This window comes from Micromonospora sp. TSRI0369, from assembly GCF_001905625.1.
Classification (GTDB): domain Bacteria; phylum Actinomycetota; class Actinomycetes; order Mycobacteriales; family Micromonosporaceae; genus Micromonospora; species Micromonospora echinospora_A.
The window spans coordinates 813,139-826,746 of the sequence record NZ_LIVU01000004.1; the positions used below are offsets into that span (position 1 = coordinate 813,139).

A 13,608-nucleotide genomic window follows, 5' to 3' on the forward strand; every position below is an offset into this window, starting at 1 on the left:
TCAAAATGATCACCAAGCTTCTGGTCGCGAACCGGGGCGAGATCGCCCGCCGGGTCTTCGCCACCTGCCGCGCCCTCGGCGTGGCCACCGTCGCCGTGCACTCCGACGCGGACGCCGACGCGCCGTTCGTCGCCGACGCCGACCAGGCGGTACGGCTGCCGGGTAACACGCCGGCCGAGACGTACCTGCGCATCGACGCCGTCCTGGACGCGGCCCGCCGATCGGGCGCGGACGCCGTCCACCCCGGTTACGGCTTCCTGGCCGAGAACGCCGAGTTCGCGGCGGCGGTGACCGACGCGGGCCTGACCTGGGTCGGTCCGTCCGCGAAGGCGATCGCGGCGATGGGCGACAAGATGGCCGCCAAGGCGCTGCTCGCCGACGCGGGCGTGCCGATGCTGCCCACCTGGACCGACCCGGCCGAGGTGACCGCCTTCCCGGTGCTGGTCAAGGCCGCGGCGGGCGGCGGCGGCCGGGGCATGCGGATCGTCCACGACGCGGCCGGGCTGGCCGAGGCCGTCGCTGGTGCGCGCCGCGAGGCGGCGGCGGCGTTCGGCGACGGCACCGTCTTCATCGAGCGGTACGTGGAACGCGGCCGGCACGTCGAGGTGCAGATCTTCGGCGACACCCACGGCACCGTCGTGGCGCTCGGGGTACGTGACTGCTCGATCCAGCGCCGCCACCAGAAGATCGTCGAGGAGGCGCCCGGCGTGCTGCCCGACGACGTGCGCGCGGAGCTGCACGAGGCGGCGGTGGCGGCCGGGCGGGCTGTCGACTACGTCGGCGCGGGGACAGTGGAGTTCCTGCTCGCGCCGGACGGGCAGGTGCACTTCCTGGAGATGAACACCCGCCTCCAGGTGGAGCACCCGGTCACCGAGCTGACCACCGGGCTGGACCTGGTCCGGCTGCAACTGCTCGTCGCCGAGGGCGAGCCGCTGCCGGTCGCCACCACACCGCCGGCCGACGGCCACGCCATCGAGGTACGGCTGTGCGCCGAGGACCCGGCCCAGGGCTTCCGCCCGGCCACCGGCACGCTGCACCGGTTCGCGATCCCCGGGGTCGCAGCCGAGTTCGGTCCGGCCCGCGGGCTGCGCCTGGACTCCGGTGTGGTGGACGGCTCGACGGTCAGCGTGCACTACGACTCGATGCTGGCGAAGCTCGTCGCCTGGGCGCCCACCCGCACCGAGGCGGCCCGTGCGCTCGCCGGCGCGCTGGCCCGCGCCGAACTGCACGGCGTGGCCACCAACCGGGATCTGCTGGTGCGTGTGCTGCGCAGCCCGGAGTTCGCCGCCATGGACGTGGACACCGGTTTCCTGGACCGGCACCCGGAGGTGTTCGAGCCGCTGCTGCCGGCCGAGCAGCTTCCGGTGGCGGCACTGGCGGCGGCGCTGGCCGGCGCCGCCGCGCGCCGGGCCGCCGCCCCGGTGCTGGCCGGGCTGCCGTCGGGCTGGCGCAACGTGCCGTCCTTCCCGCAGGTCACCAGCTTCACAGTCGGCGACGGCGAGGAGATCGAGATCCGCTACCGGCTCGACCGCACCGGCGGCCTCGCCGAGTGGGGAAGGAAGGGCCCCTTCTTAACGGATCCGGTAGCGGAAGGGTCCCCTGTTAACACCGAGCTGCCGGTGGTCGAGCTGGTGACAGCCGCCCCGGACCGGGTGGTGCTCGACGTCGACGGGGTACGGCGGGCGTTCCGCGTACACCGGGTGGGGTCGTCGGTCTTCGTGGACGGCCCGGACGGGGCGGCGAGCCTCACCGAGCTGCCCCGCCTGCCCCTGCCCACCGCGGAGCTGGCGGCCGGGTCGCTGCTCGCGCCGCTGCCCGGAGCGGTGACCCGGGTGCACGTCGAGGTCGGTCAGCGGGTCGCCGCCGGTGACCTGCTGCTGACGCTGGAAGCGATGAAGCTCGAACATCCCGTGCTCGCCCCCGCCGACGGCGTGGTGACGGAGCTGCCGGTGCCCGCCGGCGGTCAGGTCGAGACGGGTGCCGTACTGGCCGTGGTGGACCCCGAGGAGGACCCGCAGTGAATTTCGACCTCACCCCCGAACAGGATCAGCTCCGCGACGCGGTACGGGAGCTGGGACGCAAGTACGGCCATTCCTACTTCGTGTCGAAAGCCAAGTCCGGCGAGCACACCACCGAGCTGTGGCACGAGGCCGGCCGGCTGGGCTACCTGGGCGTCAACATCCCCACCGAGTACGGCGGCGGGGGCGGCGGCATCACCGACCTGGCGCTGGTGTGCGAGGAGCTGGCCGCGACCGGCTGCCCGTTGCTGCTCCTGGTGGTCTCCCCCGCCATCGCCGCCACGATCATCAACAGGCACGGTACGGAGGAGCAGCGCAAGAAGCACCTCCCCGGCCTCGCCGACGGCTCCGAGAAGATCGTCTTCGCGATCACCGAGCCGGACGCCGGTTCGAACTTCCACCGCCTCTCCACCGTGGCTCGCCGCGACGGCGACGACTGGCTGCTCACCGGCCGGAAGATCTACATCTCCGGCGTCGACGAGGCCGGGCACGTACTAGTGGTCGCCCGCACCGAGGACGCGTCCACCGGCAAGCTCAAGCCCGCGCTGTTCATCGTGCCGACCGACGCGCCCGGCCTGGAGAAGTCCAAGCTGGACATGGAGATCCTGTCGCCGGAGAACCAGTTCCTGCTCTTCCTGGACGACGTCCGGCTCCCCGCCGACGCGCTCGTCGGCGAGTCACTCGACGCCGGGCTGCCGGCGCTGTTCGCCGGGCTCAACCCGGAGCGCATCACGGTGGCCGCGATGGGCGCGGGCACCGGCCGGTACGCGATCGACAGGGCGAGCGACTACACCGCCACCCGCAAGGTGTGGGGCGGGAACTCGATCGGCTCGCACCAGGGCGTGGCGCACCCGCTCGCGCACGCGGCAGTGCAGGTCGAGCTGGCCCGGCTGATGATCTACAAGGCGGCGACGCTGTACGACGCGGGTCGCGACCTGGAAGCGGGCATCTCCGGCAACATGGCCAAGTACGCGGCCGGTGAGGCCGCCGCGCTCGCCGTCGACACCGCCGTCCAGGCGCTCGGCGGCGCCGGCATGACCACCGAGTACGGCGTGTCGACGCTGCTCGGCGCGGTACGCGCCGGCCGGATCGCCCCGGTCAGCCGCGAGATGATCCTCAACTTCGTCGCGCAGCACGTACTGGGCCAGGACAAGTCCTACTGAACCGCCCGTTCGCGCGTGCCCGCCGTGCGGGGACCACTTGGCGAGCGGGGCGGCCCGGGGTACGGCGGGTGCCCGATCACCTGCCGTACCCCGGGGGTCCGTCCTTGGGCGGTGTGGTCGAGGAGACCTCGGCCTCGCCACTCCCGGATCGACGCTCACGGTAGCGGCTCCCCAACCCGGAGCGATACGGCAGTCGGCCAACGGATGTAACGATTTTTGCTCGATCGACGCTTCTGCCACTCCGAAGTGGAATGTCACTGACGGGAAGCCGTCTCGGCCCGCAGGTTGACAGGTCGCCGCGCTGGGCCATGCTTGTCGGGTGAGATCGTTCCCGAAGCCCGATGCGCGGGCGAAGGCCGTCGTCGCGTCCCTGGTGACGGTCGCGGCGGTGGTGGCCCTCGCGGTGTGGCGCCCGCCCGGCATCCTGTCGGTCGTGCTGGCCCTGGTCTGCGTCGTGCTGGGCATGATCGCCGGGGTGACGATCACCGCGGCCCGCCAGCCCGTCGACGACGGCGGGCACACCCCGTCGCCCAAGACCTGGCTGCCCGAGGCCGGGTACGGAGTGGACGCCGACACGCTCGAGGCGATCGATCCCCGGGCCGTGCGGAACCTGCGCGCCCCGGGCGGCCATCCGGTCGACGCGGACACGCTCGAGGCGCTGGACCCGCGGGCGGTACGCGGCCTGCGGGCGCAGACGGCGGTGGACGCGGACACGCTGGAGACGCTCGACCCGCGGGCGGTACGGCAGGGCCGAGGGGTCAGCGACCGGTGAGGGTGGGCCCGGCGAGCGCGTTCACGCCCCGGCCGGCCAGGCACCGGTAGGTCCGGTCGGCGTCGGTCTCCGGCGGCAACACCTCAAGGTTCCATCCGTTCGCCGGGTCGGCGCCACTGACCACCCGGAACGTGTCGACGTTGCACACCTTGCCGACGGCCGGGTCGGCGGCGACCGCGCCGTGCTTGGCGCCGGTGAGACCGGCCGGCAGGTCACCCGCGGCGTAGGTCTCCCACGTGTGCTGGCCGTCGCAGGGCACCCGGCTCGCCTCGGCCCGGTCGCGGCGCAGCCGTACCGGACCGAAGCACTCCAGCTCGGAGGCGCACCGCGCGCCGGCCGGGAGCCGCACGTCGGCGGACGCGCAGCCGGGCACCGGCCCGCCGGCCACGCCACTCGCCACCGGGATCGGCGGGGCGGCCGGCGCGTGACCGGCGGCCAGCCAGCCGCCACCTGCCGACGCCGCCAGCGCGAGCACCCCGGCGCCGCCGAGGAACCAGCGCTTGGGCCAGCGCCGGGCCCGCGACGCCACGGTCGGGTGGTCGTCGTCGGCGGGCGGGCGCGGGTTCGGGCCCCCGCTGCGGCGGTAGCGCTCGCCGCCGTCGTAGAGCACGCCGCCGGCCGGAGCGCCGTCCAGCGGCAGCCCGGCGAGCAGGCCGCGCAGCTCGACAGCGGAGGGACGCTCGCCCGGGTCGTTGGACATCCCCAACCGGAGTACGTCGATCAGCTCGCCGGGGACCCCGGGCAGCCCGGGGATGGGCTGCTGGAACATCTCCAGCACGGTGACCAGACTCGGGTTGCGTTCCGAGTGCCAGCGCGGCGGCCGGCCGTACATCACCGCGTAGAGGGTGGCGCACAGCGAGTAGACGTCGACGGCCGGGGTGGGCGGGCTGTGGTTGAACGTCTCCGGCGGCGCGTACGCGGGCGTGAGCGCCTCCAGCATGACCGAGGAGTCACGGAACTCGGCGAGCACCGCCAGGCCGAAGTCGGCGAGCACCGCCGAGTTGAACTCGGAGTGCAGGATGTTGGCGGGCTTGACGTCCCGGTGCAGCACGCCCGCCGCGTGCGAGTGGACCAGCGCGTCGGCGATCTTCACGCCGAGGTCGCGGGTCTCCTCCGGGCCCAGCGGCGAGGTGCGCATCCGCTCCGCGTACGAGCCGTCGCACAGCTCCATGATGAGGTAGGGGTGCTGGTCGACGGTGACCCCGACGTCGAAGAGGTCCACCACGTGGGGGTGCGACGACATCCGGCCGGCCGCGCGGGCCTCGCGCAGGAAGCGGGCCTGGTCGCGTTCGCTGTCCAGCGTCCGGTTCTCGATCTTGACCGCCACCTCGCGTCCCACCGAGATCTGGGTGGCCCGGTAGATGGTGGCGTAGCCGCCCCGGGCGAACACCTGCAGATCGGTCAGACCGGGCACGATTGGCAGCCGCACGGCGCCGGGCGGGGTCTCGGTCACGGTTCGAAAATACCCAACTGGTCCGGCCGGTCAGCGGGCCGCGTCGGTGGCCGGCACCGGATCCGGCGCGGAGTCGCCGGGCCCGGTCGTGCCGGGAGCCGCCCGGCGCGCGTCCCACCACAGGCCGACAGCTGTCGCGACCGCGCCCAGCCCCTCCCACGCGGCGACCGCGAAGAACCGGTCCGGCGCGACGTCGGACAGCACCGCGATGGTGAAGACGGTGAACGTGACCAGGCGGAACCAGACCGTGAACCGGTAGAACGGCCGCCACTCGGTCGCGACGGCGAGCAGGTAGTAGACCCCCATGTTGAACGAGGCCATCGACGACGCGGTGAGGAACGTGCCGGTGTAGTCGCCCGGGGCGCGTTCGGCCGGCACCTCGAAGCCGAGCAGGCGAAGCTGTGTCTCCGGCCAGATCAACCCGAGCGCGCCGAGCAGCAGCGCGAGGAGCCCGAAGACCGCGATCGTCCAGCCGGCGCCCGAGCGCGGCAGCCTCATCGTCCCTCCCCAGCATGATCCGCCGGCGACGCGCGCGCGTACCGGTGTGCGACAGTCGACCCACGACGGACGCCGCCCCACGCTAACCGGCCCCACCGACGAGCACATCCCCGGAACCGGTAGAACAACAACGGATCAGCCGCCGGAGAGACGGACCCGCAACGCGTCGGCGACCATCCGCTCACTGCGCTGTTCGGTGGCGTACGCGAGACGTACCGCCTCCTCCGCGCTGGCCAGCGCCTCGGCCCGGCGGCCACAGGCGTCGAGCGCCTCGGCCAGCACCAGTTGCGCCACCACCTGGCTGCGCACGTCCTCGGCCGGTGCGGTGATCGACCGCTGCGCCCAGTCGAGGGCCTGCTCGCGCTGGCCGTGGGCGAGCAGCGCGGCGGCGTACCGGGCCATCGTCTGCCGCCGGGAGAACAGCAGCGAGGGCGCGTTCGCCGCGCCGGTGGCGACCGGGGCGAGCAGCCCCACGGCGGTGCCCGGGTCACCGGCCGCGAGCCGGGCCATGGCGAGCAGCACCCGCGGTGCGACCTGGGCCGGCGCCTGCGGGTTGTGCGGCTCCACCCGGGTCAGCACCGACCGCGCCTCCCGCTCGGCGGTCTCGTGGTCGCCCGTGTCCAGGGCGACGAAGCCGCGCAGCGTGCCGGCCATGCCGGTGAGCAACGGGTGGGTGGTCCGGTCGGCGTATTCGAGCGCGTCGGTGAACAGGTCGGCCGCGTGTTCCGGCTCGCCCAGCCCGCGCGCCACCACCCCGCGCACCACGAGCGCGAAGCCCTGCCCCCAGTCGTCGCCCACCTCGGCGAAGTCCCGGTACGCGCGCCGCGCCGCCCGGTCCGCCTCGGCCAGGTCGCCCAGCTCGGCGGTGGCGTACGCCTCGACCGCGCGCAGCGTACCGACCGCCCACGCCTCGCCGACCCGCTCCCCGAACGGCAGGAACACCCGCGCCAACCGGCACGCCTCCCGCAGCCGTCCGGCGAGCAGCCGGGCGAACGCGGTGGTGCCGCGCAGCCAGGCCCGCCCGTACGGGTCCTTCAGCTCGGCGAAGAGCCGGGCGGCCCGGCCGAGCACCGCGTCGGTGCCGGCGAAGTCGCCCCGGGTGGTGGTCACCCACGCCAGGTTCTGCAACGACCAGGCCTGTCCGCGCGGGTCCCGCGCGGCCAGGCTGACCTGATAGGACGCGGCCAGCCGGCTGCTCGCCTGCCCGAGCCGGCCGGCGATGAAGTCGGCCATGCCGAGGCGCCGCATCGCCGACGCCCGCATGGTGGGCAGGTCGGCGTCGGTGGCCACCTGCAACGCCTCCCGCCAGCTGCGCTCGGCCCGCTCGGCGTCGCCAAGCGTCTGCTGGGCCTGCCCGGCCAGCAGCAGCGCGGCGGTCCGGGTGGCCGGGTCGCCGGTGTTCGCGGCGATCTTCTCGGCGAACGCGAGCGCGTCGGCCGGGCGGCCGATCTGGAGCAGCGCCCGGGCGTGCGTCACCCGGTCGGCCGGCGGTACGCCGTCGCGGGCCAGCTCGGCCGCGCGCTCGGCGTACTCGACCGCGAGAGCCGGCTCCCCCGAGCGCAGTGACCGGCGGGCGGCCCGGCCCAGCGCGGCCACGCCCAGCGGGGTGACGGCCCGGGCCGGCGCGTCCGGGCGCAGCTTGACCGCGTCGGCGAGCGCTGTCGCCCGCTCGACGTGCTCGGCGACGAAGTCGTCCCGGGCGGCCTCGGTGAAGGCGCCCGCCGGGGCGCCGCCCGTCTCGGCCACGCTCTCCGGCGCGGCCCAGCGGGCCAGCGCCGCGTGCCGTTCGGCCAGCTCGGCCTTGCTCACCCCGGCGTACGCGGCCTCCCGCATGAGCGGGGTGGCGAAGGCGAACCCGGTGCGGGTGCGGTGCAGCATGCGGCGTTGCAGCAGCTCCTCCACGGCCCGGTCCAGCTCGACGGCGGCCACCGCGGCGGGCCGGCCGTCCTGCCCGATCCGCTGCTCCCGCAGCGCCTCCAGCGCGCCGGCGGGCACGGTGTCGCCCACCACCGCGGCGTCGCGCAGCGCCGAGCGGGCATCCGGCGGCAGCGCGTCGATACGCGCGGCGAGCACCGCGGCGAGGTCCCGGGAGAGCAGCCGGCTGCCGAGCGAGCCGGGGGCGAGCCGCCAGCCGACGTCCGCGCCCCGGCCCGGCCCGGCGGTCAGCGCGCCGCGCTCCATCAGCAGCGTCACGAGTTCGGCCAGGTAGAACGGGTTGCCCTGAGCGGTGGCGAGCAGCCGGTCCGCGTCGGACTGGGGCATGCGGCCACCGGCGAGATAGCTGGTGAGCAGCCGGGAGGCGTCCGCGCCGCGCAGCGGCGGCAGCGCGTGCACCTCGGCGTCCGCGACCCGGGTCAGCGCGCCGGCGGTCCGCACCAGTTCGGGCCGGCCGAGCAGCAGCACGAGCACCGGCCCGCTGAGCCGGTTGAGGGTCAGCGCCAGCGCCTTGAGTGTCTCGGCCGTGGCGTCGTGCAGGTCGTCCACCACGATCACCAGCGGCGCCTCCAGGGCGAGCGCGGTGAGCAGGTCGGCGACAGCGGTCGGCACGGCTTCGTCGTCCGGTGGCGGTCCGGCCGCGTTCCACTCGCCGTTCTCCGTGGCGGGCGGCAGTTCGGCGTACCCGAGCAGTGCCAGAAGCTGGTCCACGGCGATCGGCGGCGGGTCGCCGGGGAGCCGGGACAGACGCTGGCCGAGCCGGCGCAGCCGCTCCTCGACGGCCGGGCGCGTGACAGCAGTGGCGGCGTCGCCGGGCAGGCCGACGGCGGCGCGCACCAGGTCGGCGAGCGGGGCCAGGCGGCGGCGCTCGCCGAACGCGGCGCACCGCACCGAGAGCACCCGGGCGCCGGTGTGCGCCGCGTACCGGCCGGCGCCGACGTCGTAGCCGGCGGCGAGGCGTTCCACCTCGGCCGCGAACCGGGACTTGCCGATCCCCGCCTCGGCGGTCATCAGCAGCACCCGGGGCTCGCCCCGGTCGATCACCTCGGCGAGCCGGCCGGCGACCCGGCCGATCTCCGTCTCCCGGCCCACGAACGGCGCCTCGTCGCCGAGACCGGACCGGGTGCCGGGCGCGTCCAGCAGGCCCAGCAGCTCGTACGCCTCGACCGGCTCCCGCTTGCCCTTGAGCCGCAGCGGGCGCAGCGCCCGCCAGGAGGCGACGTGCCGGGTGGCAGCCGACGTCCGCGCCCCGGCGTAGACCGCGCCGACCGCGGCGGCGTCGGCCAGCCGCGCGGCGGTGTTCACCGTGTCGCCGATGACCGTGTACTCGATCGCGGCCTGGATGCCGGCGATCACGTCGCCGGTGTTGAGGCCGACGCGCAGGCCCAGCGGCGCGCCGCCGCCCCGCTCGTCGTCGAGCACCCGCCGGACCGCCCGCTGCATGGACAACGCCGCGCGCACCGCGCGCTCGGCGTCGTCCTCGTGGGCGACCGGCGCGCCGAAGACCGCCATGATCCCGTCGCCGGTGAGCTTGTCGACGTGCCCGCCGAACGTCTTGACCGCGCCGGCCAGCGCGGCGAGCACCCGGTCGGTGACCGCGCCGACCCGTTCCGGGTCCAGGTCCTCCGACCAGGAGGTGAAGTCGGACAGGTCGCCGAAGAGCACTGTCACCACGCGGCGCTCGGCGGCGGGCAGCGTGGCGGCGGCCGGCAGCGCCGCGCCGCAGTTGTGACAGAACCGCGCCCCGGGTACCGCTACCGTCCCGCACACCGGGCAGGTCACGGCTGCTCCACCCCGAGGTGTTCGAGCTGGGCGCGGACGGACCACTCGGCGGCCCACCACAGCGACCTGTCGACGTCGGCGTAGACCACGGCGACCACCTCGGGCGCGGTGGTGGCGCCCGCGGCCACTGCGGCGCGCACCTGGTCCAGCCGGGCCCGCCGGTGGGCCAGGTAGTAGTCGGCCGCGACGCCGCAGTCGGCGAGCGCCGGGCCGTGGCCCGGCAGCACCGGGATCTCCCGGTACGTGGAGAGCAGTTCCAGGCTCGACAGGTAGTCCCCGAGGTGCCCGTCGGGGTGGGCGACCACAGTGGTGCCCCGGCCGAGGATCGTGTCGCCGGTCAGCACCACCCGATCGCCGTCGTGCTCCGCCAGGAGGCAGACCGAGTCGGCGGTGTGCCCGGGGGTGGGCAGCAGCCGCAGGCCGAGCTCCAGGTCGAGGCGCGTGTCGGCGGTGAGCGGCTCGCCCCCGGCGGTGTGGATCGGGTCGGCGGCCAGCACCGGCACGTCGCCGAGCAGCTCACGCAGCCGGGGCGCGCCCTCGGTGTGGTCGGGGTGCCCGTGCGTGATCAGCACGCACCCGATGCCGCCCTGCGCCGCGATCGCGGCCAGGTGCCCCTCGTCGGCCGGTCCGGGGTCGACCACCAGGGCCGGCGCGTCCGGCCCGGCCCGCAGCACCCACGTGTTGGTGCCGTCGAGCGTCATCGGCCCCGGATTGGGCGCGCGCAACAGCGTCACCCACCCCGGCAGTTCCTCCGCAAGCGCCCCCGCGGCCCCGGCCATACGCCCACCCATGGCAGCGATCGTACGACTCCCCCGGCCACTCCCCGCGATCTTGCAGTTCCCGCCGCTGGTTTGTCCCCGTCTGGGGCTTCTGTCAGGGCGGCAACCGCAAGATCGCGGGCTACGCGTGGGGTCAGGCGACCTCGACGATCAGCTCTACCTCTACCGGGGCGTCGAGGGGGAGTTCGGCTACGCCCACCGCGCTGCGGGCGTGGCGGCCGGCCTCGCCGAACACGGCGCCGAACAGGTCCGAGGCCCCGTTGATCACGCCGGGCTGGCCGGTGAAGCCGGGCGCGCTGGCCACGAAGCCGGTCAGCTTCACGACCTTCACCACGTTCTCCAGCCCGACCAGCGCGTCGATCGCGGCGAGCGCGTTCAGCGCGCACCGCTGCGCCAGGTCCTTCGCCTGCTCGGCGGAGACGCCGTTGCCGACCTTGCCGGTCGCGAGCAGCTTGCCCTCGGCCATCGGAAGCTGGCCGGAGACGTAGACGTGCTGCCCGGACTGGACGGCCGGCACGTAGCTGGCCACCGGCGGCACCACCTCGGGCAGTTCGAGGCCGAGCTCGGCGAGCTTGGCGTGAGGTCCGTTGCTCATGCGGCTCAGCCCTTCGGCCGCTTCAGGTACGCGACGAGCTGCTCCGGGTTCGGGCCGGGCACCACCGAGACCAGTTCCCAGCCGTCCTCGCCCCAGTTGTCGAGGATCTGCTTGGTCGCGTGAACCAGCAGCGGCACCGTGGCGTATTCCCACTTCTGCATCGGAGGAGGGCTCCCTTGCCTGACTTGGACTTCGGTCAGGCACAGCCTACGGTCCGCCGTCGTCACCAGGACGCGGGACGCGGCTCCGGAGCGGGCGGCGGCTCGCCGCACGGGCCCTCGTGCTCGAAGCGCTGCGGACACCGGCTGCGGTCGGGCAGCAGCAGATCACAGAAGACCCGGTGCCTGTTGTTCTGGTCGTCGGCGGTGGAGACGGTGGTCTCGCCCGCGTCCAGCTCCACCAGGAAGCCCAGCGAGGTGGCCACGGTGCCGGCGAGCGCGGTGGCCGCGGCGAGGTCGGCCACCCGGACCGGCAGGTGGATGACGTAGCCGGGCTCGTCCTCCTCCCGCCCCTTCGCGCCGGGGCGGGACAGCGTCCGGACCACCTCGACCGGAAGGCGGTACGACCGCTCGTTGAACGAGGCGCCCTCGCCGGGCGCATCGGCGTCGCCGGGCCGTCCGGACCGGTCACCGGGGAACTGGGCTCGGGGGGTGTTCTCCGCGTCGCGCATGCGTCGCCTCCGGGCGTCGTACCTGCTCACTGACACCGCCATCCGCCTCGGCGTCGTCCGGCGGGTCCGGCTCTCCGTGTCGGGACGAACGTAGGACCTCCAACCAGTCCCGGCAACGGGACGCGCACGCTTCGTCACGCCCAGTCACATATGCGACACAAGCCTGGTCCAGAACGCGACGGCGAACTCACCTGCGGCGGGTGCGTACGCGGGGCTGGCAAGCGCCCCGCCGACCGCTACCCTTCCGGACTGGGCACGCGCGGACGCGCGCCCGACCACCTCGACCCGTGCCCGTCGCCTGGGGCGGCGACGGGAGCCGCAACCCGGGGGAGACAGATGACCCAACCGCCCGCCGGTGGCGACACCGGCATGCCCGGCGACCCGCATCCACAGACACCGCCCGACGGCGGCACACCGTCGGGCTCCGTTCCCGCCGCCGGGCCACCGGGCTATCCGCCCGGTCCGCCGGGCGGCCAGCCACGCAAGCGACCCGCCCTGCTGATCGCCTCCCTGGTGCTGGCCGCCGCGGTCCTGCTCTGCGGCGGTGGGGGCACTGCCGCGTTCCTCGTCCTGCGCGACACCGAGGACGGCCAGGGAGCGAAGGAGCCGCAGGTCGCGGTGGACGGCTTCCTCAAGGCCGTCTATCAGGAGCGGGACGCCGAGAAGGCGGCCGCGTTCGTCTGCTCGGCCGCACGCGACGACGAGAAGATCACCGCCAAGGTCGCCGAGGTCCAGAAGTACGCCGGGCAGTACCAGAACCCCCGGTTCCGCTGGAGCAACCCGACCGTCGACAACCAGACCGGGGACCGGGCCACGGTCTCCGCCCGGGTGACCATGACCACCGCCGACGAGAAGGTCGCCGAGCAGTCCCTGCGCTTCACGGTGGTGCGGAAGACGGGTTGGTGGGTCTGCGAGGTCGGCTGATCCGGCCGGCTGGTTAGGCTCGACGGGTGGCAGCGAGTGAGCAGCCGGCCGAGTCCGCCGGCAGATGGCCGGCCCGCCTGCATGTGGTGACCGGCAAGGGCGGCACAGGCAAGACGAGCGTGGCCGCCGCGCTGGCCCTCGGCCTGGCCGCCGGGGGCCGGCGCACCCTGCTGGTCGAGGTGGAGGGCCGGCAGGGCATCGCCCAGCTCTTCGGCACCGACCCGCTGCCGTACGAGGAACGGCACCTCGCCGACGCGCCCGGCGGCGGTGAGGTGCGGGCGCTGGCGGTCGACGCCGAGGCGGCGCTCCTCGAATACCTGGACATGTTCTACAAGCTCGGCGCGGCCGGCCGGGCGCTGCGCAAGCTCGGCGCGATCGACTTCGCCACCACGATCGCGCCGGGCCTGCGCGACGTACTGCTCACCGGCAAGGTCAAGGAGGCGACCACCCGCACCAGCGGCTCGCGCCGGACGTACGACGCGGTCGTGCTGGACGCGCCGCCGACCGGACGCATCGGCCGCTTCCTGAACGTGACAGCGGAGACCGCCCGGCTGGCCAAGGTCGGCCCGATCAAGACCCAGAGCGAGGGCGTCTCCGCGCTGCTCCGGTCGCCGATGACAGCTGTGCACGTGGTCACGCTGCTGGAGGAGATGCCGGTCCAGGAGACGCTCGACGCGGTCGCCGAGCTGACCCAGCTCGGCTTCCCGGTCGGCCGGGTGATCGTGAACGGCGTCCGCCCGCCGGTGCCGGCCGGCCGGGCCGTGACCGCGGCCGAGCTGAAGCGCGGGCTGGCCGCCGCCGGCCTGCCGACCGACGGCCCGACCGTGGCCGGGCTCGTCGAGGAGGCCCACGACCAGCGGGTACGCCGGGAGCTGGAGGACTCGCTCCGGGGCGACCTGGTGGAGCTGGGCCTGCCCATGATCGAACTGCCGCTGCTGCCCGGAGGAGTCGACCGGGCCGGGTTGGGGACGTTCGCCGAGACCCTCGTCCGGGCGGATTGACTCACACCTGCGACCGGC

Annotated in this window: 12 protein-coding genes; 5 read left to right on the top strand and 7 right to left on the bottom strand. The window is 74.6% G+C overall.

The window, feature by feature from the left end:
• Positions 1-5: 5 nt before the first annotated feature.
• The 3 genes from AMK25_RS16710 to AMK25_RS16720 all read left to right on the top strand — a co-directional run bounded on the left by AMK25_RS16710 (position 6) and on the right by AMK25_RS16720 (position 3,953).
• Positions 6-2,021: an ATP-binding protein gene (locus AMK25_RS16710; protein ID WP_073829251.1), complete on the top strand. Its 2,016-nt coding sequence runs from the start codon at positions 6-8 to the stop codon at positions 2,019-2,021.
• Positions 2,018-3,181, top strand: coding sequence for an acyl-CoA dehydrogenase family protein (locus AMK25_RS16715; RefSeq protein ID WP_073829252.1), 1,164 nt, complete (start codon positions 2,018-2,020; stop codon positions 3,179-3,181). The genes AMK25_RS16710 and AMK25_RS16715 overlap by 4 nt, the downstream gene beginning before the upstream one ends.
• Before the next feature lie 319 nt (positions 3,182-3,500).
• Complete coding sequence (locus AMK25_RS16720; RefSeq protein ID WP_073829253.1) at positions 3,501-3,953, top strand: hypothetical protein; 453 nt, start codon at positions 3,501-3,503, stop codon at positions 3,951-3,953.
• Here AMK25_RS16720 and AMK25_RS16725 read toward each other — a convergent pair.
• The 7 genes from AMK25_RS16725 to AMK25_RS16750 form a co-directional block, all read right to left on the bottom strand.
• Entirely contained in the window at positions 3,940-5,406 is a 1,467-nt protein-coding gene (locus AMK25_RS16725) for a serine/threonine-protein kinase (protein WP_073829254.1), read from the bottom strand. The genes AMK25_RS16720 and AMK25_RS16725 overlap by 14 nt on opposite strands.
• Positions 5,407-5,436: 30 nt before the next feature.
• Entirely contained in the window at positions 5,437-5,904 is a 468-nt protein-coding gene (locus AMK25_RS16730) for a hypothetical protein (protein WP_073829255.1), read from the bottom strand.
• A gap of 135 nt (positions 5,905-6,039) precedes the next feature.
• A complete protein-coding gene (locus AMK25_RS16735) occupies positions 6,040-9,621 on the bottom strand; it encodes an adenylate/guanylate cyclase domain-containing protein (protein ID WP_073829256.1) in 3,582 nt (1,193 codons plus the stop codon).
• The gene (locus AMK25_RS16740; RefSeq protein WP_073829257.1) at positions 9,618-10,412 is read right to left on the bottom strand and encodes an MBL fold metallo-hydrolase; all 795 of its coding nucleotides are present in this window, start codon (positions 10,410-10,412) and stop codon (positions 9,618-9,620) included. The genes AMK25_RS16735 and AMK25_RS16740 overlap by 4 nt, the downstream gene beginning before the upstream one ends.
• A 121-nt stretch (positions 10,413-10,533) precedes the next feature.
• Complete coding sequence (locus AMK25_RS16745) at positions 10,534-10,995, bottom strand: RidA family protein (RefSeq protein WP_030502086.1); 462 nt, start codon at positions 10,993-10,995, stop codon at positions 10,534-10,536.
• A 5-nt stretch (positions 10,996-11,000) separates the two neighbouring features.
• Positions 11,001-11,156, bottom strand: coding sequence for a DUF4177 domain-containing protein (locus AMK25_RS31945; protein WP_013289021.1), 156 nt, complete (start codon positions 11,154-11,156; stop codon positions 11,001-11,003).
• A 62-nt stretch (positions 11,157-11,218) separates the two neighbouring features.
• Positions 11,219-11,665: a hypothetical protein gene (locus tag AMK25_RS16750; RefSeq protein WP_073829258.1), complete on the bottom strand. Its 447-nt coding sequence runs from the start codon at positions 11,663-11,665 to the stop codon at positions 11,219-11,221.
• A 336-nt stretch (positions 11,666-12,001) separates the two neighbouring features.
• On the opposite strand from AMK25_RS16750, the gene AMK25_RS16755 reads away from it, so the two are divergent.
• Positions 12,002-12,589 (top strand): Rv0361 family membrane protein, encoded by a 588-nt coding sequence (locus AMK25_RS16755; RefSeq protein ID WP_073829259.1) that lies wholly within the window; start codon positions 12,002-12,004, stop codon positions 12,587-12,589.
• Positions 12,590-12,615: 26 nt separating this feature from the next.
• Complete coding sequence (locus AMK25_RS16760) at positions 12,616-13,590, top strand: ArsA family ATPase (protein WP_073829260.1); 975 nt, start codon at positions 12,616-12,618, stop codon at positions 13,588-13,590.
• Positions 13,591-13,608: the final 18 nt, after the last annotated feature.

Excerpts from the sequence above, each read along its gene's own strand:
- AMK25_RS31945 (WP_013289021.1), bottom strand. The coding sequence starts at position 11,156 with ATGCAGAAGTGGGAATACGCCACGGTGCCGCTGCTGGTTCACGCGACC.
- AMK25_RS16750 (WP_073829258.1), bottom strand. The coding sequence starts at position 11,665 with ATGCGCGACGCGGAGAACACCCCCCGAGCCCAGTTCCCCGGTGACCGG.
- AMK25_RS16730 (WP_073829255.1), bottom strand. The coding sequence starts at position 5,904 with ATGAGGCTGCCGCGCTCGGGCGCCGGCTGGACGATCGCGGTCTTCGGG.
- AMK25_RS16710 (WP_073829251.1), top strand. The coding sequence starts at position 6 with ATGATCACCAAGCTTCTGGTCGCGAACCGGGGCGAGATCGCCCGCCGG.
- AMK25_RS16740 (WP_073829257.1), bottom strand. The coding sequence starts at position 10,412 with ATGGGTGGGCGTATGGCCGGGGCCGCGGGGGCGCTTGCGGAGGAACTG.
- AMK25_RS16755 (WP_073829259.1), top strand. The coding sequence starts at position 12,002 with ATGACCCAACCGCCCGCCGGTGGCGACACCGGCATGCCCGGCGACCCG.
- AMK25_RS16745 (WP_030502086.1), bottom strand. The coding sequence starts at position 10,995 with ATGAGCAACGGACCTCACGCCAAGCTCGCCGAGCTCGGCCTCGAACTG.